Consider the following 25,080-nt stretch of genomic DNA (forward strand, 5'->3'; position numbering starts at 1 on the left):
TTCCTGCCTCGGCGTTTGATGACTTCCTTCTTTGGCTCGGTATTCTGGTTGCTGGTCACGCTGGGCGTGCTGGTGACCTTCCATGAGTTCGGCCACTACTGGGTCGCGCGCCGCTGCGGCGTGAAGGTGCTGCGCTTCTCGGTGGGCTTCGGCAAGGCGCTGTGGAAGCGCGTCGGCCGCGACGGCTGCGAGTACCAGATCGCCGCGATCCCGCTGGGCGGCTACGTGAAGATGCTGGACGCCCGCGAAGGCGTGGTGCCGCCGCAGTTCCGCGACCAGGAGTTCACCGGCCAGCCGGTGTGGAAGCGCATCCTGATCGTGCTGGCCGGCCCAGGTTTCAACCTGATCTTCACCGTGGCCGCGCTGTGGCTGATGTTCATGCTGGGCCGGCCCGATGCCGCCCCCGTCGTCACCGCCAAGCCGCAGAGCATGGCCGCCGTGGCGGGCATCCGGCCGGGCGACCGCATCCTCAGCATCGACGGCCGCGACGTGGCCACCTGGAGCGATTCGCTGGATGCCATGGGCAATGCCCTGCTGGATCGCAGCCCGCTGCCGCTGACCGTGCGCGACGCCGACGGCACGCAAAGGCGGCTGGTGCTGCCGCTGGACAAGCTGCCGCCCGGCCAGACCGTCGACCAGTACCTCACGACCCTGGGGCTGGATCTGGCGCCCGTTCCCGCCATGGCCGCCACCGTGCTGCCCGGCCAACCCGCCGCGCTGGGCGGGATGAAGGTGGGTGACCGCATCCTCAGCATCGACGGCAAGCCGGTGGCGGACTACGAGGCGGTAGCCAAGCTGGTGCAGCAAGGCGCGACTGTGTCACCGAACCTGGCTGTCGTGGTCGAGCGCAACGGCAAGACGATGCCGTTGCAGATCGTGGCCAGGCACGAATCGCTGCAGGGCCAGCCACCGAACTGGGTGATCGGCGTTGGCGCGATGCCGCAGGAAACCGCAACCCTGCGCTACGGGCCCGTGCGTGCGCTGCGCGAAGCGCTGGTCGGCACCTGGCGCAACGTCGCGCAGACCTTTGGCATGGTCGGCAAGATGCTGGGCGGCGAGGCTTCGACCAAGAACCTGTCCAGCGTGATCGGCATTGCCCAAATGGCCAATGCCAGCGCCCAGATGGGCCTCGCGTGGTTCCTGTGGTTCCTCGCCACGGTGTCGCTGAGCCTGGCGGTGCTGAACCTGCTGCCCATCCCGGTCTTGGATGGCGGGCACCTGCTGTATTACCTTATCGAGTTGCTCAAGGGCAGCCCGCTCAGCGAGCAGGCCATGGCGATCGGCCAGTACATCGGATTGGTACTGCTGTTCAGCCTGATGGGTCTGGTGTTCTACAACGACATCCATCGCCTGCTGCTGTCGTGACGCCGACGCTCCGCACCCACGGTTCGTCGACGTCACATCCGGCACCCCGTGCGGGCGTCAGTTTTTTTCACGCGGCAGGGCACTCCCTGTTGCGTGCCATGATCGGGCCGGCGGCCTGATCGAAACCCTCCACCGGAACCGACGATGAAGCGTATCGCCGCCCTGCTGTTGCTTGCCTCCCTCTCCGCCAAGGCGTTCGCCTTCGATCCATTCGTGATCTCGGACATCCGCATCGACGGCCTCACCCGCATCTCCGCCGGCACGGTGTTCAACTACCTGCCGATGGGCCGCGGCGACCAGATGACCGACGCCATGGCGCAGCGGGCGATCCGCGCGCTGTACCAGACCAAGTTCTTCAGCGACGTGGAGATGGAGCGCGACGGCAACATCCTCGTCATCAAGGTGGTGGAGCGGCCGTCCATCGCCAAGCTCACCATCCGCGGCAACAAGGACATCAAGACCGACGACCTGAAGAAGGGCCTGAAGTCGATCGGCCTGGCCGAGGGCGAGACGTTCGACCGGCTGGCGCTGGACAACGTGAAGCAGGAGCTGATCCACCAGTACTACAACCGCGGCAAGTACAGCGTCTCGGTGATCCCGCACGTGGTGAAGCTGGAGCGCAACCGCGTGGCGATCGACATCGAGATCCGCGAGGGCCAGGTGGCGAAGATCAAGGAGATCAACATCGTCGGCAACCACGCGTTCACCGACAAGGCGATCCGCGACGACTTCGAGCTGGGCACGCCGAACTGGATGTCGTGGTACTCCAAGAACGACCAGTACTCGCAGGAAAAGCTCTCCGGCGACCTGGACAAGCTGCAGGCCTACTACATGAACCGCGGCTACGCGGACTTCGGCGTGGACTCCACCCAGGTGACCATCGCGCCGGACAAGCAGTCCATGTACATCGCCGCCGACGTCAAGGAAGGCGCGGTCTACAAGATCGCCGACGTGAAGCTGCTCGGCACCCTGGTGCTCCCGGAGAAAACGCTGCGCCAGCTGGTGTTCGTCAAGCCCGGCGAGCTGTTCAACCGCGCCGCCATCGAGGCCAGCACCAAGGCGATCAAGGGGCTGCTGGCCGACATCGGCTACGCCTACGCCAAGGTCACGCCGTATCCCAAGCTGGACAAGGACAAGCGCACCGTCGACCTCACGCTCTACATCGAGCCGGGCCAGCGCGTGTACGTGCGCCGCGTGATCTTCGAGGGCAACACGCTCACCGAGGACAACGTGCTGCGGCGCGAGATGCGCCAGCTCGAAGGCTCCTGGTATTCGCAGGCGGTGATCGACCGCTCCAAGATCCGCCTGCAGCAGCTGGGCTATTTCAAGAAGGTGGACATCGACAAGAAGAGGGTACCCGGCTCCGACGACCAGGTGGACGTCACCGTCAAGGTCGAGGAGCAGTCCGCCGGCAGCCTGCAGTTCGGCATCGGCTACTCGCAGTACTCGGGCATCATCCTGTCCGCCTCGGTGTCGGAGCGCAACCTGTTCGGCAGCGGCGACAGCGTGTCGGTGAGCGGCGAGCGCAGCGCCTACTACACGCGCTTCAACGTCAACTACTACAACCCCTACCTCACCAACAACGGCGTGGGCATCGGCTACAACGCCACCTACTCCAAGACCGACTACAGCGACGTGGACAACGGCGAGTTCGCCGACTACTCCACCAGCCAGAAGGCGTTCTCCACCTACCTCGGCTTCCCGATCACCGACTTCTCCAGCATCCGCGCGGGCCTGGGCCTCAGCAGCAACAAGATCAACTCCATCGTCGGCTACACGCCGCAGCCGCTGATCGACTACCAGAACGAGATCGGCAACTACACGATCCACTCCACCATCGCCACGCTGGGCTGGAACCGCGACACCCGCAACGGCTACTGGGCGCCCACCCGCGGCGGCGTGCTGTCGCTGAACTCCGAGGTCGCGCTGCCCACCTCCACCGTGAAGTACTGGAAGCTCACCGGCGAGGCGAACCACTACTGGCCGATCGGCCACGGCTTCGTGCTCTACCTCGACGGCCAGCTCGGCTACGGCAAGACCTACGGCCAGAACGGCATCAGCGACGAGCAGTTCGATCAGCTCAAGGCCGCCTACGCCGCCAACGGCCAGACCCTGGTGGACATGCGCAACGACTTCCCGTTCTGGGAGAACTTCTACGCCGGCGGCGTGCGCGACGTGCGCGGCTTCCAGGACAACACGCTGGGCCCGCGCCTCTGCGGCGGCACCGGCGTCAAGGACGCCAACGACTACTGCTCCAGCAGCTACTACGACTACGCCCAGCCCGTCGGCGGCGCGTTCAAGGTGCTGGGCACGGCCGAGCTGTACCTGCCGCTGCCCTTCCTCAAGGACGTCAACACCGCGCGCGTCTCCTGGTTCGTGGACGCAGGCAACGCCTACGCCAACTGGAACAGCTTCAGCGCCAGCACGCTGCGCGCGTCCACCGGCCTGTCGCTGCACTGGCAGTCGCCGATGGGCCCGATGATCATCAACTTCGCGATGCCGTTCCGCACCCAGCCGGGCGACAACCATTACGAGGAACGCATCCAGTTCACCTTCGGCTCCACGTTCTGATCCATCGGCACCGCGTCACACCCCGAAAAGCGCGGTTCGCCGCGCTTTTCGCGTTTTCGCACCCGGCCGATACAATGGCCGCCCCGCCGAGGAGCCGCCCTTGAGCCCGCAACCCAGCCACACCCTCGCCGAACTCGCCGAGCGTTTCGGCCTGCGCCTGCACGGCGACGGCAGCCGCCGCGTCGAAGGCATCGCCACGCTGGCGAACGCGAACGCCGGCCAGCTGAGCTTCCTCTCCAACAGCAAGTACACCGCGCAACTGGCCGCCACCGGCGCCGGCGCGGTGATCCTGCGCGAGGAGAACCTCGCCGACTGTCCGGTCGACGCCCTCCTCGCCGCCGATCCCTACGTGACCTATGCCAAGGTCGCCGCGCTGTTCGAGCGCCTGCCCGCCGCCGCGCCCGGCATCCATCCCAGCGCCGTAGTGGACGCAAACGCCACGGTCGGCGCCAGCGCCAGCATCGGCCCCTGCTGCGTGATCGAGCGCGGCGCGACGGTCGAGGACGGCTCCGTGCTCGGCCCGCACTGCATCGTGGGCGAAGGCTGCACGGTGGGCGCGCAGTCGCGCCTGGTGGCGCGCGTCACGCTGGTGACGCGGGTGACGCTGGGCAAACGCGTGCTGGTGCATCCCGGCGCGGTGATCGGTTCGGATGGCTTCGGCCTCGCCTTCGAGCGCGACCACTGGGTGAAGATCCCCCAGCTCGGCGGCGTGCGCATCGGCGACGACTGCGAGATCGGCGCCAACACCACCATCGACCGCGGCGCGCTGGACGACACCGTGCTGGAAGAGGACGTGCGCCTCGACAACCAGATCCAGATCGCGCACAACGTGCACATCGGCGCGCACAGCGCGCTGGCCGGCTGTGCCGCGGTGGCCGGCAGCGCGAAGATCGGCCGTTATTGCATGATCGGCGGCAACGCCGGCGTGCTCGGCCATCTCGAACTGGCCGACCGGGTTACCATTACCGCCAAGAGCCTGGTCACGCACTCGATACGCGAGCCCGGCGAGTATTCCTCCGGCACGCCGCTGCAGGACAACCGCAGCTGGCGCAAGAACGCCGCCCGCTTCAAGCACCTGGACGATTTCGCGCGCCGCCTCGCGGCGCTGGAGAAGGACAAGAACGATGAGTGACGCCCCCGCCCCCGTGACCCTGCCGGTGAACGTGGAACAGATCCAGCAACTGTTGCCGCACCGCTACCCGTTCCTGCTGGTCGACCGCGTGATCGAGCTGGTGCCCGACCAGAGCGCCGTGGCGATCAAGAACGTCACCATCAACGAGCCGTTCTTCAACGGCCACTTCCCCGGCCACCCGGTGATGCCGGGCGTACTGATCGTGGAGGCGATGGCGCAGGCCGCCGGCCTGCTCACCCAGCTCAGCAACCGCATGAAGGGCAACAACGCCAGCTCGCTGTTCTACCTGGTCAAGGTGGACAACGCGCGCTTCAGCGCGCCGGTGGTGCCGGGCGACCAGCTGCGGCTGGAAGTGTCGGTCAAGCGCGTGATGCGCGGCATGGGCCTGTTCGCCGCGCGCACGCTGGTGGACGGCAAGGAAGTGGCGAGCTGCGAGCTGATGTGCGCGGCGAGGGCGGACAAATGATCCACGCCACCGCGCAGATCGACCCATCGGCGAAAATCGGCGACAACGTCAGCATCGGCGCCTACAGCGTGATCGGCGCCGAGGTGGAAATCGGCGACGGCACGGTGATCGGCCCGCACGTGGTGATCGAGGGGCCGACCAAGATCGGCCGCGACAACCGCATCGCGCAGTTCGCCTCGCTGGGCGGCGATCCCCAGGACAAGAAGTTCGCCGGCGAGCGCACCGAGCTGGTGATCGGCGACCGCAACCTGATCCGCGAGTTCGTCACCATCAACCGTGGCACCGGTGACGGCGGCGGCGTCACCCGCATCGGCAACGACAACTGGCTGCTGGCCTACGTGCACGTCGCGCACGACTGCCAGGTCGGCAACCACGTGGTGTTCTCCAACTACTCGGCGCTGGCCGGGCACGTGGAGATCGGCGACTGGGTGATCATCTCCGGCTACGCCGGCGTGCACCAGTTCGGCAAGGTGGGCGCGCACGCCTTCATCGCGATGGGCTGCCTGGTCGGCGCCGACGTGCCGCCGTTCCTGATGATGGCGAACGAACAGAGCGGCCGGCCGCGCGGCATCAACAGCGAGGGGCTGAAGCGCCGCGGCTTCGACAGCACGCGCGTGGCCGCGATCAAGCGCGCCTACCGCACGCTGTACATGGCCGGCCTGTCGCAGGCCGAAGCCCGCGAGCAGCTCGCCACGCAGGCGCAGGACAGCGCCGACGTGCGCTCGATGCTGGACTTCATCGAGCGCAGCGAGCGGTCGCTCGCCAGATAAGCGCTGCCGATATGCGTCCCGCATATCGGCAAATCAGGCACGGGTCTTTGCTCTTGCACTACGCATGACCAACACACAGCCTCCACTCATCGCCCTCCTTGCCGGCGAAGACTCCGGCGACCAACTCGGCGCCGACCTGATCGCCGCGCTCCGCGCGCGCTACCCCGAGGCGCGCTTCGTCGGCATCGGCGGTGCTCGCATGCAGGCCCGTGGCTTCGAGTCCTGGTACGACATCCACGAACTGTCGCTGTTCGGCTTCGCCGAGGTGGTGTCGCACCTGCCGCGCCTGCTCAGGCTGCGCAAGGAACTGGTCGCGCGCCTGATCGCCGCGAAGCCGGCGCTGGTGGTCGGTATCGACGCGCCGGACTTCAACCTCGGCGTGGAAGAACGCCTGCGGCAGGCCGGCCTGCGCACCGTGCACTACGTCAGCCCCTCGGTGTGGGCATGGCGCGAGAAGCGCGCCGGAAAGATCGGCCGCTCGGCCGACCGCGTGCTATGCCTGTTCCCGATGGAGCCCGCGATCTACGCGAAGCACGGCGTCGATGCGCGCTTCACCGGCCACCCGCTGGCCGACCGCTTCCCGCTGGTGTCCGATCGCGCCGCCGCACGCGAAGCGCTGCAATTGCCGCAGGACGCGCCGGTACTGGCCGTGCTGCCCGGCAGCCGCGGCAGCGAACTGGCGCGGCTGGGCGAACCCTTCCTCGACGCCGCGCGGCGCGTGGCCGCCGCCCTGCCCGGCCTGCGTGTGGTGATACCCGCCGCCAACCCGCGCATGCTGGAACGGTTGCGCACCATGCTCGCCCAGGCGCCGCGGGACACCACCGCGCCGCAGCTGCTGGACGGCCACGCGCACGAGGCCATGCAGGCCGCCGACGTGGTGCTGCTGGCTTCCGGCACGGCCACGCTGGAAGCGATGCTGGCCAAGCGTCCGATGGTGGTGGGCTACCGCGTCTCGCCGCTGAGCTACCGCATCGCGAAACTGCTGCGCATGCTCAAGACCGACGTCTACGCCCTGCCCAACATCCTCGCCCGCGCATGCGGCATGGGCGATCGCACCGTGCTGGCGCCGGAGCTGATGCAGGACGACTGCACCGCCGCGAAGCTCGCCGACGCCGTGCTCGCGCTGTTCAACGACAGCGAACGCCGCGGCGCCATCGTGGCGGCGTTCGAGCAGTTGCACCGGGCCTTGCGTGCGGATCTGGACGGTAGCGCGGCGGATGCGGCAGCCGCGGCGATCACCGAGTTGATGGAGCCGCCTTGCTCCCTCTCCCCTCCGGGGAGAGGGCCGGGGTGAGGGGACACGCTGGCGATAGGGTCACATCAAGGCATGCTCCGATGCGGCCCTTCGCAAGCCCCGACCCCTCACCTCAATCCTCTCCCCAAAGGGGAGAGGAAGCGAACGCGCTATGCGGGTTCGCACTTTCCAACACCTGACAAACATGAACAGCCCGACTTCGATCAAGCAAGGTCTTTTAAAAGCGGGGGTGGACGAAGCCGGTCGCGGCCCGCTGGCCGGCCCGGTGGTGGTGGCCGCGGTGATCCTCGACCCGGCGCGTCCCATCGCCGGCCTGGACGATTCCAAGAAACTCAGCGAGAAGAAACGCGAAGCGCTGTTCCCGCAGATCGTCGAGCGCGCGCTGGCGCATTGCATCGTGGTGGTGGAGGCGGAGGAGATCGACCGCCTCAACATCTTCCAGGCCACCATGGCCGGCATGAGCCGCGCGGTGGCCGGGCTCGCACCGGCCGCGCACGAAGCCCTGGTGGACGGCAACAAGCTGCCGAAGGATCTACCCTGCCCCGGCCGCGCCATCGTGGGCGGCGATGCGCTGGAACCGGCGATCAGCGCCGCTTCCATCCTCGCCAAGGTCACGCGCGACCGGTTGATGGTGGCGCTGGACGACGTCCATCCCGGCTATGGCTTCGCCATCCACAAGGGCTACCCCACGCCGGCCCACCTCGCCGCGCTGCAGCGGCTCGGGCCTTGCGCGCAACATCGGCGCAGCTTCGCGCCGGTGCGCCGGTTGCTCGACCAGGGCGTGCTGTTCTGACGATTCCGCCAGCATTCCCGCACGTGCGAAACGCTGCGTCGGAAAAGGAGCGCCGCACGCAAAAATCGCATGCAACCATCCTCCGATCGGGCGCATCATAACTACCGGGATCATCGCCGCATGGACGCACCGGCCATGCCGACGACAAGCACTGCCATCGCATGGCCATCCGCGCCAACGAACCGCAGGAGTCGAGCCATGATGCTTCCGCCGAATCGTCATCCGCCCATCGTCCAACCAACGTCCGACGCCCTGTTGCCCACCGGCAACGCCAACGCCAACGCCGCCGCCGAACCGGCGCTGCCGCACGGCGACTACAACCACCAGCCGCTGCTGGTGGGCGGCCTCGAACACTACGTGAAGCCCACGGAGGACGAGCGCTTCCACGTGAGCTGAGAACCCATTCAACGCTGCCCCGTGGCCCGCGTCGGCCAACACACGCCATCGCGGTGCGACGCGCCGAAACCGACGATCCGTGCGACTTCCGCCATGCCGCCGCGCATTGCTAAGCTGCCGCGACAGACCAGGGGGACATGACATGCGCCGGATCGCTGCCGCACTGTGCGGGCTGATGCTTTGCTGCTCCGCGAGCGCAAGACTGCACCCCGGAGAAATGCCTCCGGACGCGCTGGGCAAAACCCTGGACGGCCAGAAAGTGACGGTTTCATCGCTGCACGGCAAGGTCGTCGTGATCAGCTTCTGGGCCACCTGGTGCGGCTACTGCATGAAGGAAATGCCGGTACTGGCGAACCTGCAGTCGCTGGCTAGCCAGCGCGGCCTGCCGTTGCAGGTGGTGGCCGTCGACTATCGCGAGAATCGACGCACCTTCGTGAACGTCGTGCGCGCCTTGCGTCCGCGCCTTCCCGGCCTGGTGCTGACCTGGGATCGCGATGGCGCACTGGGGAAACCCTATGGCAGCGACAAGGGCATTCCGGTGATGGTGATGCTGCATCGCGACGGCTCGATAGCGCACATCCATGCCGGCTACGGCGAAGGCTCGCTTGACAGCATGGTGGGCGAGATCAACGAGCTGCTCGCCGAGAAACCCGCCGCTCACGCCATCGGCAACTCGGGCAGCCCGTAGCATCCCGGCAAGCGGCATTCGACAGCCGGAATCCGGTTGCCTGCGCGCCGACAGGGACACGCGGAAGTCAATCTTGCCGCTGGATCGGGTGCCGGTTAGCCTGCATGGATTCATCGTGTCCATCCGCATGTCCGCACGCTTCGTCCATACCCACCTGCACAGCGAGTATTCGCTGGTCGATTCGACCATCCGCATCAAGGCGATGGTCGCCGCCTGCGCGCAGGCGGGCATGCCGGCCGTGGCGCTCACCGACGAATGCAACATGTTCGCGCTGGTGAAGTTCTACAAGGCCTGCAATGCGGCGGGCGTCAAGCCGATCTGCGGCAGCGACCTGTGGATTTCCGCGCCGGACGACCCGCGCCCCTGGCGGCTCACCCTGCTGTGCCAGCACCGCGAGGGCTACCTCAACCTGTCGCGCCTGGTCTCGCGCGCCTGGCAGGAAGGCCAGCACGGCGGCCGCGCACTGGTCGAGGCTGGTTGGCTCACTGCTACTGCGACGGACGGCCTGATCGCCCTGCTCGGCCGCGAAAGCGAGGTGGCGCGCGTCGCGCTGTCGCAGGGCCACGACGCCGCGCTGGCGAAGCTGCGCCCGCTGGCGCGGCTGTTCCCGGATCGCCTCTACCTCGAACTCGTCCGCTGCGGCCGCGAAGGCGAGGAAACCTGGAACTCGGCGGCCCTCGCGCTGGCCACCGAACTCGAACTGCCGGTGGTCGCCAGCAACGACGTGCGCTTCCTCAAGCGCGACGACTTCGAGGCGCACGAAGCGCGCGTGTGCATCCACCAGGGTCGCGTGCTGGCCGATCCCAAGCGCCCGCGCGACTACAGCGACCAGCAGTACCTGAAGTCCCCGGAAGAAATGGCCGAGCTGTTCGCGGACATCCCCGAGGCGCTGGAAAACACCGTCGAGCTGGCCAAGCGCTGCAACCTCGAACTGAAGTTCGGCACCTACTACCTGCCCGACTTCCCGGTACCCGAAGGCTACGACCTCGACAGCCACATCCGCGAACTGGCGCGGCAGGGCCTGAAGGAGCGCCTCGCCGACGCGCCGCTGGCCGCCGGCTACACGCTGGCCGACTACGAGGCGCGGCTGGAGCGCGAGCTGGACGTCATCATCAAGATGGGCTTTCCCGGCTACTTCCTGATCGTGGCGGACTTCATCAACTGGGGCAAGGCGAACGGCATCCCGGTGGGCCCGGGCCGCGGCTCGGGCGCGGGTTCGCTGGTGGCCTGGGTGCTGAAGATCACCGACCTCGACCCGCTGCAGTTCAACCTGCTGTTCGAGCGCTTCCTCAATCCCGAACGCGTGTCGATGCCGGACTTCGACATCGACTTCTGCATGGATCGCCGCGACGAGGTGATCGACTACGTGGCGCGCAAGTACGGCCGCGACCACGTCAGCCAGATCATCACCTACGGCTCGATGGCGGCGAAGGCGGTGCTGCGCGACTCCGGCCGCGTGCTGGGCATGGGCTACGGCGCGGTGGACAAGATCGCCAAGCTGATCCCGCCGCGCCCGCTCGACCTCACGCTGTCCGACGCGCTGGGCCGCACCGAGAAATCGAAGAAGGAGCCCGAGCGCGTCGTCAAGGAATTCTGCGAGCTGTACGAGCAGGACGAGGACGAGGCGCGCCCGCTGATCGACCTCGCGCTGAAGCTGGAAAGCCTCACCCGCAACGTCGGCAAGCACGCCGGCGGCGTGGTGATCGGCCAGCAGACACTCACCGAATACGCGCCGCTGTACTGCGAAGCCGGCGGCGGCGGCGTGGTCACCCAGTACGACAAGGACGACGTGGAAGCGGTCGGCCTGGTGAAGTTCGACTTCCTCGGCCTGCGCACGCTCACCATCATCGACTGGGCGGTGAAGGCGATCAACGCGCACCGCGCGCAAAGCGGCGAGGAGCCGCTGGACATCGCCAAGCTGCCGCTGGACGACGCCTACACTTACGCCGAGATCTTCGCCAAGGCGAAGACGGTGGCGATCTTCCAGTTCGAATCCTCGGGCATGCAGCGCATGCTGAAGGACGCCAAGCCCGACCGTTTCGACGACATCATCGCGCTGGGTGCGCTGTACCGCCCCGGCCCGATGGATCTGATCCCCACCTTCGTGGCGCGCAAGCACGGCCGCGAGGAAGTGGTCTACCCCGACCCGCGCACCGAATCCATCCTGAAAGAGACCTACGGCATCATGGTCTACCAGGAGCAGGTGATGCAGATGGCGCAGATCGTGGGCGGCTACACGCTCGGCGGCGCCGACCTGCTGCGCCGCGCGATGGGCAAGAAGAAAGTCGAGGAGATGGCGAAGGAACGCGCCAAGTTCCGCGAGGGCGCGGCCAAGGACGGGCTGAGCAGCAGCAAGTCCGACGAAATCTTCGACCTGATGGAGAAGTTCGCCGGCTACGGCTTCAACAAGTCGCACGCCGCCGCCTACGCGCTGGTCTCCTACCAGACCGCCTGGCTGAAGGCGCACTACCCCGCCGAATTCATGGCCGCGACGATCTCGTCGGACATGGACAACACCGACAAGGCGGTGACCTTCATCGACGAGTCCAAGGCGATCGGCCTCACCGTGCTGCCGCCGGACGTGAACGCCTCGGACTTCATGTTCGTCGCGGTCGAGCCCGACGAGCCGTCTTCGTCCGGACGCCAAGGCGTCCGAACCATCCGCTACGGCCTGGGCGCGATCAAGGGCGTGGGCCAGGGCGCCTGCGAGTCCATCGTCGCGGAGCGCCAGCGCGGCGGCCCGTACAAGGATCTCGCCGACTTCTGCCGCCGCGTCGATCCCACCAAGCTCAACAAGCGCGTGCTCGAGGCGCTGATCCTCTCCGGCGCGCTGGACGCCCTCGCGCCCAACCGCGCCAGCCTGATGCTGCAGCTGCCCGACGCGATCAAGGCCGCCGAGCAGCACCTGCGCGACCGCCAGTCCGGCCAGAACGACATGTTCGGCGCCGCCATGGGCGCGGCCGCGCCGGTGGTGCAGATCGAGCTGCCCACCGTGCCCGACTGGCCGCTGGAGCAGAAGCTGCAGGGCGAACGCGACACGCTGGGCCACTACCTCTCCGGCCATCCCGTCGATCCCTGGCGCGAAGAGCTGGCCCAGCTCGCCACCTGTCCGCTGGGCGAGATCGTCGAGCGCTACCAGCCGCCGCGGCCGCGCAAGAGCGACGGCGACGACGGCAACCGCTTCCGCCGCGGCCCCGACACGCCGTGGACGGCGGCCGGCATGGTGGTGGCCGTGCGCAAGCGCGGCGACAGCGACGCCTTCGTGCGGCTGGAGGACGGCACCGGCGCGATCGAGGTGAGCTTCTTCGGCGAGCTGTACCAGCAGGTGGCGCCGCTGCTGGTGCGCGACGAAATGCTGATCGTCGAGGGCGGCCTGCGCATCGACGAATTCTCCGGCGGCGGCTTCCAGATCCGCGCCCGCAGCGCCATGACCCTGGCCGACGCCTGCCGACGCCACGCGCGCCTGCTGCAGCTGAAGTTGAACGGCATCGACGCCGGCTTCGCCGCGCAGTTGCGCCAGACGCTGGCCGGCTTCCGCGGCGGCCGCGCCAGCGTCACCCTGCACGGCTACCACAACGCCGAGGCCCAGGCCGACCTGGAGCTGGGCGAAGACTGGCGCGTGGAAGCCATCCCCGACCTGCTGCGCGCGGTGCGCGCGCTGCCCGGGGTGCAGGCCGCGCGGCTGCGGATGGCAAAGGGCGAGTAGCGGCGCCACACCGGCCGGGCTGCGGCAGCTGGCCCGTTCCGCGCTGGAACAAGGGCGAAACAGGCATAATTCGCCGCGCATCCACCAAATCGGGGAATACCATGCAATCGAGGACGCGCTTCATCGCGCTGGGTCTGGCCTGCACCGTGCTGGCGGCCTGCGCGCACAAGGACAAGAACGCGCCGCTGGCCTTCGTGCCCGCGGATACGCCCTACGTGGCCGCCAACCTGGCCGTGCTGGACGACGATACGCGCCAGGCGCTGCTCGCCCAGGCCGATCAGCAATTGCCGTCGCAGCTGTCCCAGATGGAAGCCTTCGCCACGCGCGAGCAGGCGCACGATCCCGATGCCGCACGGCTGGTGCGCGCATTCGCCGCGGAGTTCAAGGGCAAGACGGTCGAAGGCTTTGCGCAGGCCAACGGGCTCGACCTCAAGGGCCGCTTCGCGTTCTACGGCGAAGGCATGGCGCCGGTGCTGCGCGTCGAGCTGAACGACCCCAAGGCCTTCGAAGGTTTCGTGGGCCGCCTGGAGGCCGCCTACGGCAAGAAGCTCGACACCGCCAGCATCGGTACGCTGAGTTACCGCAGGCAGGTGCTGCCCGCTTCCGGCACCGAGGTGATCCTGGCCGTGGTCGGCAAGCAGATGGTGGCGGCGCTGCTGCCCGCCGACGCCGCCACGCCGCTGTTGCGCGAAACCCTGGGACTGGATCGCCCGGCGAAGAGCCTGCAGGACGACGGCCGCCTCGCCAAGCTGGCCGGGGACAAGGGTTACGCGAAGTGGCTGGTGGGACAGCTCGACCTCACCCGCGTGCTGCCGCTGGTGGTTTCCGGCAGCGACCCGCTGATCGCCTCGATCGAGAAGGCCCGCGCCGACGCCGAATCCGCCAAGACCGGCGAGCCGGTGGCGAACCTGTTGAAGTCCTCGCCCAGCTGCGCGTCCGAGGCCAGCCGCATCGCCGCGCGCGTGCCCTCCATGAGCTTCGGCTACACGCGGCTGGACGCCACGCACCAGGACGCCCGCTTCGACCTCGCGCTGGCCGACGACATCGCCAAGGCCTTCAGCGGCCTCCGCGTGGAACTGCCCGGACTGGGCAGCAACGACGACACCGCTCCGCTCGACCTCAGCCTCGCCGTGCCGGTGGCGGCGCTGCGCAGCTTCTGGTCGGCGCAGGCCGACGCGGTGGCGGCCAAGCCGTTCACCTGCCCGATGCTGGTCGACCTCAACGACAGCTTCGCCAAGCTGGGCGCGGCGCTGCCGAAGACGGCGATCCCGCCGTTCGGCAACCTGCTCGGCGTGCGCATCGCGCTGGACACGCTGGGCAACGACAAGACCAGCAGCCTGCCGAACTTCACCGGCCGCATCGTGCTGGGCACCAGCGATCCCGCGGGCCTGCTCGCCACCGGCCAGATGATGGCGCCCGCACTGGCCGCGCTGAAGCCCGTCGTCAATGCCGCGCCGGCGGCGCTGCCGCAGGACATGACCGGCATGCTCGGCCAGCCGGCCTGGGTGGCCATGGGCGACAAGGCGCTCGCGCTGGGCATCGGCAACGGCGAAAACGCCAAGCTCGCCGCCACCCTGCACGACGCCACCGGCGAACCCGGCCAGATGGCGCGCATGCACCTCTCCGGCGCGATGTACCTGGACTGGCTGAAGTACATGGAGGCCAAGGCCGACAGCTTCGCCGCCGCGGCTGCAGAGATGGGCAAGAGCGACGAGCCCTCGCTCAACGGCGACGGCACGACGGCCGACGAAGCCGCCCTGGCCGCCGCCGACGCCGCGCACAGCAAGGCGCAGTTCGCCGCGATGGAGGCGCAGGCGCAGCGCGTGGACGGCATCGATGCCGAGATGCACGTGGATGCCGGCGGCGTGGTCGTCACCAGCCACACCACGCTGAAGCGATAGCCTGGCCTCACTATCGGAACGAAGAAGGCGCCCATCGGGCGCCTTCTTCGTTTTGCCGCATGCTGCGGGAACCCGTCAGCGCTGCAGCAGCACGCCGCCGAAGTTGTCGCCGCCGCGCGGCTGCTCCACTTCCACGCCGTCCAGGCCCTGCGACAGCGTGTGCGCATCGCCGCCCTGGGACAGCTTGATGCGCAGGCGCACCTCGTTCGAGCTGTCGGCGTGGCGCAGCGCGTCCTCGTAGCTGATCTCGCCGGCGTGGTACAGCTCGACCAGGCTCTGGTCGAAGGTCTTCATGCCGAGCAGGTTGGATTCCTTCATCACGTCCTTGAGCTTGTGGATCTCGCCCTGGCGGATGTAGTCCTGCACCAGCGGCGTGCCCAGCAGGATCTCCACCGCCACGCGGCGCGCCTTGCCGTCCGGCGTGGGGATCAGCTGCTGCGCCACCACGCCCTTGAGGTTCAGCGACAGATCCATGAACAGCTGCTGGCGGCGATCCTCCGGGAAGAAGTGCAGGATGCGATCCATCGCCTGGTTGGCGTTGTTGGCGTGCAGCGTGCACAGGCACAGGTGGCCGGTCTCGGAGAAGTTGATCGCGTGCTCCATCGTCTCGCGCGTGCGCACCTCGCCGATCATGATCACGTCGGGCGCCTGGCGCAGGGTGTTCTTCAGCGCGTTGTCCCAGCTGTCGGTGTCGATGCCCAGCTCGCGCTGGGTGATGATGCAGCCCTCGTGCTTGTGCACGTACTCGATCGGATCCTCGATGGTGATGATGTGGCCGGACGAGTTGGCGTTGCGGTAGCCGATCATCGACGCCAGCGAGGTGGACTTGCCGGTGCCGGTGCCGCCCACGAAGATGATGATGCCGCGCTTGGTCATCGCCAATTGCTTGATCACCGGCGGCAGGTTCAGCTCCTCGATGGTGGGGATCTTCGACTCGATCCGGCGCAGCACCATGCCCACGCAGTTGCGCTGGTAGAAGCACGACACGCGGAAGCGGCCCACGCCCTGCGCGGAGATCGCGAACTGGCACTCGTGGGTCTTCTCGAACTCCTCGCGCTGCGAGGGCGTCATCACGTTGAGCACCATGTCGCGCGACTGCTGCATGGACAGCGGGCTCTGCGTGATCGGCAGAATGCGACCCTGCACCTTCATCGACGGCGCCACGCCGGCGGTGATGAACAGGTCGGAGGCCTGCTTGTGCACCATCAGCTTGAGGAAGGAAGTGAAGTCGAAGTCGCTCATGGCTTTGGCTCCGGAATTCGTGCGTCGGGATGGGAGATTCGGCGGGAGCGGGCGGCGGCCAGTGGGTCGCCGTAGGGATTCGCGGAACGGGTGGTTTTTCCGAATCCCGAATCCCGCCTCCCGAACCCCGGCTTCACCGGAACAGCTCCTTGTTCTTGGCGTAGCCGATCGCCTCCTGGCGCGACACCAGGCCGCGCTTGACCAGATCCTGCAGGCACTGATCCAGCGTCTGCATGCCGAACTGCTGGCCGGTCTGGATCGCCGAGTACATCTGCGCCACCTTGTCCTCGCGGATCAGGTTGCGGATGGCCGGCACCGCCACCATGATCTCGTGCGCCGCGATGCGGCCGCCGCCGGTCTTCTTCAGCAGCGACTGCGAGATCACCGCGCGCAGCGACTCGGACAGCATCGAGCGCACCATCGGCTTCTCGCCGGCGGGGAACACGTCGATGATGCGGTCGATGGTCTTGGCCGCCGAGCTGGTGTGCACGGTGGCGAACACCAGGTGGCCGGTTTCCGCGGCGGTGAGCGCCAGGCGGATGGTTTCCAGGTCGCGCAACTCGCCGACCAGGATGTAGTCCGGATCCTCGCGCAGCGCCGAGCGCAGCGCCTCGTTGAAGCCGTGCGTGTCGCGGTGCACTTCGCGCTGGTTGACCAGGCACTTCTGCGAGGTGTGCACGAACTCGATCGGATCCTCGATCGTGAGCATGTGCCCGTATTCGTTCTTGTTGATGTGGTCGACCATCGCCGCCAGCGTGGTGGACTTGCCCGAGCCGGTGGGGCCGGTCACCAGGATCAGGCCCTGCGGCTGCTCGATCAGCTCCCTGAACACCTTCGGGCAGGCGAGATCCTCCAGCGTGAGCACCTCGGACGGAATGGTGCGGAACACCGCGCCGGCGCCGCGGTTCTGGGTGAACGCGTTGACGCGGAAGCGCGCCAGGCCGGGGATCTCGAACGAGAAGTCGGTTTCGAGGAATTCCTCGTAGTCGCGCCGCTGCTTGTCCGACATGATGTCGTACACCAGCGAGTGCACCTGCTTGTGCTCCAGCGCGGGAATGTTGATGCGGCGCACGTCGCCGTCAACGCGGATCATCGGTGGCAGGCCGGCGGACAGGTGCAAGTCCGAGGCCTTGTTCTTCACCGAGAAGGCAAGCAGTTCGGCGATGTCCATGCGTGGTTCCCCTCAACCGGTCGTCAGGATGTGTGGCGCTGGCTGCAACGGAAGCGCGCGGCACGAACGCGGCGCACGGCGCAATGCGCGGCCCCGCCCAGCCATCCGATTCCCCCTGCAGCGTGTTGATACTACTCGCGGCGCAGGGCGAACGGCCAGCTTTTGCAACGGTTTGCGTACCGCGTCACCGAAACCGCGCGACAAGGGCGGACGCCCGCTTCCGTGAGCCCGCTCGCGACTCCGGTACCCGGAAACCACGAACAGGCTCAAGAGCCTGTTTACGATCTCCGCATGGCTCGCGTTGCCTTGCCGTGGTCGTCAGGTGGTAGTGGGTGGCGCAGCGCCTGCCTGGCGGGCAGGCCAAGCCGCGCGCTGCCGCATGGCGGCCACGGCAAGGCAACCCATAGGGCCGGGTCTGTTTGCCCGCATCCCGGCGTCATCACTCGGTCGTGGACGGACATCCGCTCCCCGCTCCTCAAAGCCGAGTCCATCCATGGACTCTCCCCGCGTGCCCTCCTTCTTCCTGGGCCTGCGCGCAAACAGTTCCCGGCGCGGGCCATGCGGAGATCGCAAACAGGCTCTAAGGTATGCGGCCATTCCTGCAACCGGAGGATTCCCATGACACGCATCGCCTTCGTCGGCGGCGGCAACATGGCGCGCAGCCTGATCGGCGGCCTGCTGGCCACCGGCCTGGCGCCCGCCGACATCCGCGTGGCCGAACCACTGGCCGAGACCCGCGACCGGCTGGGCCACGACTTCGGCATCGCCACCTTCGCCGAGAACCGGCTGGCGGTGGCCGACGCCGACGCGATCGTGCTCGCGGTGAAGCCGCAGGCCATGCCCAAGCTGCAGGCCGAGCTGCGCATGGCCATGCAGGGCCGGCGCCCGCTGCTCATCTCGATCGCCGCCGGCGTGCGGCTGGATCAGCTCGAACGCTGGCTGGGCAACCTGCCGATCGTGCGCTGCATGCCGAACACCCCCGCGCTGATCGGCGCCGGCGCCACCGGGTTGTGCGCCAACGGCCGGGTCAGCCCCGCGCAGAAGGCGCAGGCGCAGCACATCATGGACGCCGCCGGCCTCACCCGCTGGATCGCCGACGAGTCGCTGATGGACACCGTCACCGCGCTGTCCGGCTCCGGCCCAGCCTACTTCTTCGCCCTGGTCGAAGCGCTGGAGGACGCCGCCGTGGCGCAGGGCCTGCCGCGCGACACCGCCCGCGCGCTGGCCGCGCAGACCTGCCTGGGCGCCGGCCGCATGCTGGTCGAGAGCGGGGAAGCTCCGGCCGAGCTGCGCCGCCGCGTCACCTCGCCCAACGGCACCACCCAGGCCGCGCTGGAAAGCTTCGCCGCCGACGGCCTGCCGCGCATCGCCGCCCGCGCCGTCGCCGCCGCCACCCGCCGCGGCGCGGAACTGGCCGAAGCACTGGATCGGGAGAACACTCCATGAGCTACCTGCTCAACGCCGTCGCGCTGCTGGTCGAGCTGGCCTTCGACGCCGTCGCCACGCTGTTCCTGCTGCGCCTCGCCGCCGAAGCCTGCCGCGCGGATTTCCACAACCCGCTCAGCCAGTTCGTCTACCGCACCACCAATCCGGTGCTGGCGCCGCTCCGCCGCGTGCTGCCCAACTGGCGGCGCATCAACCTCGCCGCCCTGCTGGTGGCATGGCTGGCGATGCTGCTGAAACGGCTGGTGCTGTTCGCATTGGCCGGCTTCCTGCCGCATGTCGCTGGCCTCGTGCTGCTGTCGCTGGCCGAGCTGCTGGATTACGCCCTGCTGTTCTACCTGGTGCTGGTGTTCGGCTGGTCGCTGATGAGCATGTTCGCCCCCGACCCTTACCACCCGCTGCAACGCCTGCTCGGCGTGATCGTCGATCCGCTGCTGCGGCCGCTGCGCGGCAAGCTGACGGTGGGCATGATCGATTTTTCGCCGACCGTGGCCATCGTCGTGCTGCTGCTGGCGCGGATCCTGGTGGCGCAGCCGCTGCTCGACGTGGGAATGCGGCTGGCGGTGGCGGGCTGATCCCGCCGGCTAGTCCGCCTGCAATACCTGCAGCAACTGCGCCGGCGCGAGATAGCCGCCGATCATGCGGCCGCTGGCGGTGAAGATGGCCGGGGTGCCGCTGACGCCGAGCTTCACGCCCAGGTCGAACTCCTGCCGCACCGGGTTGACGCAATTGGCCGGCTTGGGCGCACGCCCCGCAAACGCGCCGTCCAGCGCGGCCTTGGGGTCGGCGGAGCACCACGCCGAGACCATGGCCTTGTACACCTCGGTGGGCCGGCCGGCGGCGTCGGCGACGCCCGCACGCGGCCACGCCAGGTAATCCACGGCCACGCCCGCCTTGTTCAGTTCGGCCATGTGCTCGTGCAGCACCCGGCAGTACGGGCAGGTGACGTCGGTGAACACGGTGATGCGGTACTTCGGCTTGGCCGGCGAGTATTCGATGCGCGCGGCAGCCGGCACCTTGGCCAGTTCGGCCTTGCGGAACGTCGCCCATGCAGCATCGTTGAGGTTCTTCTTCGTGCCCAGATCGACCACATCGCCGTTCAGCAGATACTTGCCGTCGACGCTCACGTAGACCAGCTGGCCCGAGGCGATCACCTGGTAGAAACCCGGCAGCGGCGCCCGGTTCACCACATCCACCCGCACGCCGGACGCCAGCTTCGCCAGCGCTTGCCGTACCAGCTTCAACGCGTCGGCATCGACGCCGCTGCCCAGCACGGGGGCGTCCGCGGCGGGAGCGGCAGCGGCGGCAGCCGCGGCGTTCGTGTCGGCCGCACAGGCGGACAGGGCGAAACTGCCGACACAGATCGCCAGCACCAGCTTCTTCAGCATCTTGCACCTCGATGGCCGCGGGGGAAGCGGCACGCAGGCCGCAATTCTCGCACAGCGGCGCCCGCTCATCCGCGCGGGTGGTGCTGCGCGTGCAGGCGCTTCAGCCCCTCCTTCGCCACCAGGGTGTAGATCTGTGTGGTGCTGAGCGCACTGTGGCCCAGCAGCATCTGCAGCGCGCGCAGGTCGGCGCCGTGGTTGAGCAGGTGGGTGGCGAAGGAATGGCGCAGCACGTGCGGCGAGATGCGCTTGGCCTGGATGCCGGCCTTGAGCGCATGGCGCTTCACCAGCGTCCAGAACATCTGCCGCGTCATACCCTCGCCGCGCTTGCTGAGGAACAACGCTGCGGGCTGGCGCCCTTTCGCCAGCACGGGGCGCGCGCCGGCGAGGTAGCTTTCGATCCAGCCCAAGGCCACCTCGCCCACCGGCACCAGCCGATCCTTACCGCCCTTGCCGGTGACGCGCAGCACGCCCTGGCGCGGGTTCAGTGCGGCCAGCGGCAGCTCCACCAGCTCGGACACGCGCAGGCCCGAGGCGTACATCAGCTCCAGCATCGCGCGGTCGCGCAGGCCCAGCGTGCCGCCGGTATCCGGCGCATTGAGCAGCGCCTCGATCTCGCGCTCGGCCAGCGCCTTGGGCAGGCTGCGCGGCATGCTCGGGCGCTCGATCAGCAGGGTGGGATCCTCGAAGCCCGATGTTTCGCGGGCGCGGAACGCGTAGTAGCGGCGGAACGCCGACTGCCGCCGCGCCATCGAGCGCACCGCCGCCGGCTGCGCGCCGTGATAGGTGGAAATGTCCTCGCGCCGCGCGTCGCGCAGCGAACGCCCGCGACCGGCCAGCCAGCGCGCCAGCGCTTCGAGGTCGCGGCGATAGGCTTCCAGCGTGCGGTCGGCGAGTCCGTCTTCCGACCACACGCGCTCGATGAAGGCCTCGATGCTCGCGGCATCCGCTTCGGCGATACTGGCTGCAACTTCTTCCTTCTTCATGCGCACGATGCTGGATGTCGCGCGCGGCGAGCGCAAGCATGAGCAACGCACCCTGCCCCTTGTGGCGCCGTCTGGTCGCGCTGGTGTACGACCTGCTGATCGTGGTGGCGATCGTGATGGTGGTGGGCCTGCTGTGCCAGCTCGCCACGGGTGGCCGGCTGATCGCCACCGGCACGCATGTCGTGGTTCCGCCGTGGTACCAGTTGCTGCAGGGCGTGGTGGTGGCCGCCTATTTCGTCGCCTCGTGGCGGCGCGGCGGGCAGACCGTCGGCATGCGGCCGTGGCGCATCCGCGTGTGCCGCGACGACGGCGGCACGATCAGCCTGCAGCAGGCCGCGATCCGCGTGCTGGTGGCCGCCGCGCCGATGCTGCTGCTCGCGCTGGAACCGGCGCTCGGCCTGCGCGCGACGCTGTGGGCCGTGCTCGGCGCATGGGCCGCGTGGTTCGCCGTGGCGCTGTTCGATCCGCGCCGCCGCGCGCTGCACGACATCGCGGCGGACACCGAGGTGCAGCGCCTGCCCGCCTCCTGAGCGGCCCGGCGCCCGCCATGCGGCGGCGCAGCAGAAACCGCCCGTCCGCGCTAAAATGGCGAACTTTTAGCCAGGCGGATCGCCGCATGCTCTACCAGATCCACGAGTGGCAACGCGCCTTCCTCGGCCCGCTCAGCCATTTCGCCGACGCCAGCGCGCAGATGCTCAACGACGCGAACAACCCGTTCGCCTCGTGGCCCGGCACGCAGCGGCTGGCCGCCGGCTACGAGCTGATCCACCGCCTCGGCAAGGAATACGAGAAGCCCGCCTTCGGCATCCACCAGGTCGAGGCGCACGGCCACGAGATCGCGGTGATCGAGCGCGTGGCGCTGGACACGCCGTTCTGCCAGCTGAAGCGCTTCAAGCGCTTCAGCGACGACCAAGGCACCGTCGAGACGATGAAGAACGACCCGGTGGTGCTGGTGGTGGCGCCGCTGTCCGGCCACCACGCCACCCTGCTGCGCGACACCGTGCGCACCCTGCTGCGCGAGCACAAGGTGTACGTCACCGACTGGGTGGACGCACGCATGGTGCCGGCGGAAGCCGGCCCGTTCGGGCTGGACGACTACGTGGCGCTGATCGAGCGCTTCATCCGCCACATCGGCGCCGACAAGCTGCACGTGATCTCGGTCTGCCAGCCCACCGTGCCGGTGCTGGCCGCGGTATCGCTGATGGCCGCGCGCGGCGAACCCGTGCCGCGCAGCCTCACCATGATGGGCGGCCCGATCGACCCGCGGCGCAGCCCCACCAGCGTCAACAACCTCGCCACCACCCAGCCGCTGTCGTGGTTCAAGGGCAACGTGATCCACACCGTGCCGCCGAACTACCCCGGCCACGGCCGCGAGGTGTATCCGGGCTTCCTGCAGCACGCCGGCTTCATCGCGATGAACCCCGGTCGCCACCTGCAGTCGCACTGGGACTTCTACGAGAACCTGCTGCGCGGCGACCTCGACGACGCCGAGTCGCACCGCAGGTTCTACGACGAATACAACGCCGTGCTCGACATGCCGGCGCGGTTCTACCTCGACACCATCGCCACCGTGTTCCAGCAGTTCCTGCTGCCGCGCGGGCTGTGGGACGTGAACGGCGAGCGCGTGACGCCCGCCGCGATCAAGACCAGCGCCCTGTTCACCGTGGAAGGCGAGCTGGACGACATCTCCGGCCTGGGCCAGACCCAGGCCGCGCACGACCTGTGCAGCAGCATCCCGGCGAAGCGCCGCGCGCACCGGGTCATCGAGGGTGCCGGCCACTACGGCATCTTCAGCGGCCGGCGCTGGCGCGAGGTGGTGTATCCGCAGGTGCGGGACTTCATCCGGCGCTTCGACAGGGCCGGCTAGGGCATGCCCCACAGCGCGCGGTCGAGGTTCGCGTCCAGCCCGAACGCGGACAGCGCCACGCGGCCGTTCTTCACCTCCACGCCCTCGGCACGCAGCCGCCGCGCCTGTTCGCGGAAGCCGCGGCTGCCCTTGGGCAGGGCGATCTCGCCCGAGGAGCGCAGCACGCGGAACCAGGGCAATTCCATGCCGTCGGGCACCTCGCCCAGCAGCCGGCCGACCAGCCGCGCCCGCCCCGGCAAACCCGCGCGGGCGGCGATGGCTCCGTAGCTCGCCACGCGGCCGGGCGGGATCGCGGCGATGGCGGCATACACGCGGGCGTGGCTGTCTTGCATGGCGATAACGGGGCCTTGACCAAGCCGAGCGGCGGACGTGTCAGAGTAGCAGGGCCGTCGGCCAGTCTCGGGAAGCGATCATGCACCACTTCGAATCCGTGCGTTCTCATGTGGGCAGCCTGCACGGGCTGCGCCAGAACGACCCCTACCTGATCAGCTTCGACCTGAGCCTGCCGCGCGGCCGCCACCAGGGCATCTACCTGGCCGAGCTGGAAACGGAATCGGGCCACCGCTACCTGCGCATCTCCACGCCCATCGGCCCGCTGGCCGGTACGGATGCGCAGCGCTGCCTGCGCTTCAACTGGGAGCAGCGCTGCGGCTTCCTCGCCGTGACCGACCTGGACGGCGCGCCTTACCTGCATCTCTGCGAGAACCGGCCCTACGAATTGCTCGACGAAGACGAGCTGCAGCGCGTGATCGTCGAACTGGGCAACCTTGGCGACCAGCTCGAACAACTGGTCGCCAGCGGCAACGACGCGTTTTAGGCCAGCAGGCGCGCGATCCCGACAAAGGCCCACGCGATCAGCGCGGTGATCGGCAGGGTGAGGATCCACGCCCACACCATGCGCTCCACCACCGACCAGCGGATGGCATTGGAGCGCTTGGCCGAGCCCACACCCATGATCGCGGACGACACCACGTGGGTGGTGGACACCGGCAGGCCGAATGCCGAGGCGGCCAGGATCACGATCGCCGAGCTGCCCTCGGCGGCGAAACCGTTGATCGGGTGCAGCTTCACCATCCTGTGGCCCAGCGTCTTGATGATGCGCCAGCCGCCGCCGGCGGTGCCGCCGGCCATGGTCAGCGCGCACACCACCGCCACCCACGCCGGCACCACGAAGCCGCCGTGCGCCGAGCCGTTGATACGCAGGAAATGCAGCCACACCGGCAGGTGATCGAACTGGCCCGCCGCAGTGGCGCTGGCCAGCGCCAGCGCGATGATGCCCATGCTCTTCTGCGCGTCGTTCATGCCATGCGCCAGGCCCATCGCGCTGGCCGAGGCGATCTGCGCCTTGCCGAAGAAGCTGTTGACGAAGGGCGTGCGGCCCAGCAGCCGCAGCCAGCCGCTGCGCCGCGAGAACCACGCCAGCATCGCGTACAGCCCGCCCATCAGCAGGAAGCCGATCACCAGGCCGGCGATGGGCGAAGCCACCATCGGCACCACCACTTTGGGGATCACGCCCTTGCCCAGCCACCAGTGCGCGCCGCCCTGCGACCAGACCACCGCGTCGAAGTGCCCGCCCGCCTCGGCCATCGCCGCACCTACCAGCGCGCCCACCAGGGCATGGCTGGAGCTGGACGGCAGGCCCATCCACCAGGTGATGAGGTTCCACACGATCGCCGCCAGCAGGGCGCAGATCAGCAATTGCGGCCCGGCCTCGACCACACCGGTATTGACGATGCCGGCAGCGATGGTGGCCGCCACCGCAGTGCCCCACAACGCGCCGATCAGGTTGGTCACCGCCGCCAGCAGCACCGCCTGGCCTGGCGTCAGCACCTTGGTGGCCACCACCGTGGCGATGGAATTGGCGGTGTCGTGGAAGCCGTTGATGTAGGTGAAGGCGAGTGCGATCAGCACCACCACCACCACGAGTCCGAGGCTCATGCAGG

At 68.4% G+C, this 25,080-nt stretch carries 22 protein-coding genes; 16 read left to right on the forward strand and 6 right to left on the reverse strand.

What is annotated here, in order from left to right; translation table 11 throughout:
• Nucleotides 1-18: 18 nt before the first annotated feature.
• From rseP to ACZ5Z2_RS13290, 11 genes are all read left to right on the forward strand, one after another.
• Nucleotides 19-1,365, forward strand: a complete 1,347-nt coding sequence (rseP, locus tag ACZ5Z2_RS13240; RefSeq protein ID WP_464759059.1) for an RIP metalloprotease RseP — start codon at nt 19-21, stop codon at nt 1,363-1,365.
• Between the two features lie 144 nt (nt 1,366-1,509).
• Complete coding sequence (bamA, locus tag ACZ5Z2_RS13245; RefSeq protein WP_464759060.1) at nt 1,510-3,936, forward strand: outer membrane protein assembly factor BamA; 2,427 nt, start codon at nt 1,510-1,512, stop codon at nt 3,934-3,936.
• 100 nt (nt 3,937-4,036) lie between these two features.
• Entirely contained in the window at nt 4,037-5,068 is a 1,032-nt protein-coding gene (gene lpxD, locus ACZ5Z2_RS13250) for a UDP-3-O-(3-hydroxymyristoyl)glucosamine N-acyltransferase (RefSeq protein WP_464759061.1), read from the forward strand.
• Nucleotides 5,061-5,534 (forward strand): 3-hydroxyacyl-ACP dehydratase FabZ, encoded by a 474-nt coding sequence (fabZ, locus tag ACZ5Z2_RS13255; RefSeq protein WP_464759062.1) that lies wholly within the window; start codon nt 5,061-5,063, stop codon nt 5,532-5,534. Before lpxD ends, fabZ begins: the two co-directional genes overlap by 8 nt.
• Complete coding sequence (gene lpxA, locus ACZ5Z2_RS13260; protein WP_464759063.1) at nt 5,531-6,304, forward strand: acyl-ACP--UDP-N-acetylglucosamine O-acyltransferase; 774 nt, start codon at nt 5,531-5,533, stop codon at nt 6,302-6,304. The genes fabZ and lpxA overlap by 4 nt, the downstream gene beginning before the upstream one ends.
• 64 nt (nt 6,305-6,368) lie before the next feature.
• Nucleotides 6,369-7,598, forward strand: a complete 1,230-nt coding sequence (lpxB, locus tag ACZ5Z2_RS13265) for a lipid-A-disaccharide synthase (RefSeq protein WP_464759064.1) — start codon at nt 6,369-6,371, stop codon at nt 7,596-7,598.
• A 145-nt stretch (nt 7,599-7,743) separates the two neighbouring features.
• Nucleotides 7,744-8,352, forward strand: a complete 609-nt coding sequence (gene rnhB / locus ACZ5Z2_RS13270) for a ribonuclease HII (protein WP_464759065.1) — start codon at nt 7,744-7,746, stop codon at nt 8,350-8,352.
• Between the two features lie 198 nt (nt 8,353-8,550).
• A complete protein-coding gene (locus tag ACZ5Z2_RS13275; protein WP_464759066.1) occupies nt 8,551-8,748 on the forward strand; it encodes a hypothetical protein in 198 nt (65 codons plus the stop codon).
• 142 nt (nt 8,749-8,890) lie between these two features.
• Nucleotides 8,891-9,436 carry a TlpA family protein disulfide reductase gene (locus ACZ5Z2_RS13280; RefSeq protein WP_464759067.1) on the forward strand — a complete coding sequence of 182 codons (546 nt, stop codon included), beginning with the start codon at nt 8,891-8,893 and terminating at the stop codon, nt 9,434-9,436.
• A 127-nt stretch (nt 9,437-9,563) separates the two neighbouring features.
• Nucleotides 9,564-13,142: a DNA polymerase III subunit alpha gene (dnaE, locus tag ACZ5Z2_RS13285; RefSeq protein ID WP_464761709.1), complete on the forward strand. Its 3,579-nt coding sequence runs from the start codon at nt 9,564-9,566 to the stop codon at nt 13,140-13,142.
• Nucleotides 13,143-13,243: 101 nt separating this feature from the next.
• Nucleotides 13,244-15,043 carry a hypothetical protein gene (locus ACZ5Z2_RS13290; protein ID WP_464759068.1) on the forward strand — a complete coding sequence of 600 codons (1,800 nt, stop codon included), beginning with the start codon at nt 13,244-13,246 and terminating at the stop codon, nt 15,041-15,043.
• A 75-nt stretch (nt 15,044-15,118) separates the two neighbouring features.
• Here ACZ5Z2_RS13290 and ACZ5Z2_RS13295 read toward each other — a convergent pair whose 3' ends face one another.
• Complete coding sequence (locus ACZ5Z2_RS13295) at nt 15,119-16,285, reverse strand: PilT/PilU family type 4a pilus ATPase (RefSeq protein WP_464759069.1); 1,167 nt, start codon at nt 16,283-16,285, stop codon at nt 15,119-15,121.
• A 133-nt stretch (nt 16,286-16,418) separates the two neighbouring features.
• Nucleotides 16,419-17,456 carry a type IV pilus twitching motility protein PilT gene (locus tag ACZ5Z2_RS13300; protein ID WP_464759070.1) on the reverse strand — a complete coding sequence of 346 codons (1,038 nt, stop codon included), beginning with the start codon at nt 17,454-17,456 and terminating at the stop codon, nt 16,419-16,421.
• A 618-nt stretch (nt 17,457-18,074) separates the two neighbouring features.
• Between ACZ5Z2_RS13300 and proC the strand changes: the two genes are divergently transcribed.
• Nucleotides 18,075-18,902 carry a pyrroline-5-carboxylate reductase gene (gene proC, locus ACZ5Z2_RS13305; protein WP_464759071.1) on the forward strand — a complete coding sequence of 276 codons (828 nt, stop codon included), beginning with the start codon at nt 18,075-18,077 and terminating at the stop codon, nt 18,900-18,902.
• Complete coding sequence (locus tag ACZ5Z2_RS13310) at nt 18,899-19,474, forward strand: YggT family protein (RefSeq protein WP_464759072.1); 576 nt, start codon at nt 18,899-18,901, stop codon at nt 19,472-19,474. The genes proC and ACZ5Z2_RS13310 overlap by 4 nt, the downstream gene beginning before the upstream one ends.
• A gap of 9 nt (nt 19,475-19,483) precedes the next feature.
• Here the strand turns inward: ACZ5Z2_RS13310 and ACZ5Z2_RS13315 are convergent, their stop codons facing one another.
• Both ACZ5Z2_RS13315 and xerD read right to left on the reverse strand, forming a co-directional pair.
• Nucleotides 19,484-20,287, reverse strand: coding sequence for a DsbC family protein (locus ACZ5Z2_RS13315; RefSeq protein WP_464759073.1), 804 nt, complete (start codon nt 20,285-20,287; stop codon nt 19,484-19,486).
• 65 nt (nt 20,288-20,352) lie between these two features.
• Nucleotides 20,353-21,270: a site-specific tyrosine recombinase XerD gene (xerD, locus tag ACZ5Z2_RS13320; RefSeq protein WP_464759074.1), complete on the reverse strand. Its 918-nt coding sequence runs from the start codon at nt 21,268-21,270 to the stop codon at nt 20,353-20,355.
• Nucleotides 21,271-21,308: 38 nt separating this feature from the next.
• On the opposite strand from xerD, the gene ACZ5Z2_RS13325 reads away from it, so the two are divergent.
• The gene (locus ACZ5Z2_RS13325; protein ID WP_464759075.1) at nt 21,309-21,800 is read left to right on the forward strand and encodes an RDD family protein; all 492 of its coding nucleotides are present in this window, start codon (nt 21,309-21,311) and stop codon (nt 21,798-21,800) included.
• 86 nt (nt 21,801-21,886) lie between these two features.
• Entirely contained in the window at nt 21,887-23,137 is a 1,251-nt protein-coding gene (locus ACZ5Z2_RS13330; RefSeq protein WP_464759076.1) for a polyhydroxyalkanoate depolymerase, read from the forward strand.
• Here ACZ5Z2_RS13330 and ACZ5Z2_RS13335 read toward each other — a convergent pair.
• The gene (locus ACZ5Z2_RS13335; RefSeq protein WP_464759077.1) at nt 23,134-23,469 is read right to left on the reverse strand and encodes an MGMT family protein; all 336 of its coding nucleotides are present in this window, start codon (nt 23,467-23,469) and stop codon (nt 23,134-23,136) included. The genes ACZ5Z2_RS13330 and ACZ5Z2_RS13335 overlap by 4 nt on opposite strands.
• Before the next feature lie 80 nt (nt 23,470-23,549).
• Between ACZ5Z2_RS13335 and ACZ5Z2_RS13340 the strand changes: the two genes are divergently transcribed.
• Nucleotides 23,550-23,954 carry a hypothetical protein gene (locus ACZ5Z2_RS13340; protein WP_464759078.1) on the forward strand — a complete coding sequence of 135 codons (405 nt, stop codon included), beginning with the start codon at nt 23,550-23,552 and terminating at the stop codon, nt 23,952-23,954.
• Here the strand turns inward: ACZ5Z2_RS13340 and ACZ5Z2_RS13345 are convergent.
• On the reverse strand, nt 23,951-25,075 hold the full coding sequence (locus tag ACZ5Z2_RS13345) for an anion permease (protein WP_464759079.1): 1,125 nt from the start codon (nt 25,073-25,075) through the stop codon (nt 23,951-23,953). The genes ACZ5Z2_RS13340 and ACZ5Z2_RS13345 overlap by 4 nt on opposite strands.
• Between the last annotated feature and the right edge of the window lie 5 nt (nt 25,076-25,080).

This window comes from Rhodanobacter sp. G1 (genome assembly GCF_055397855.1).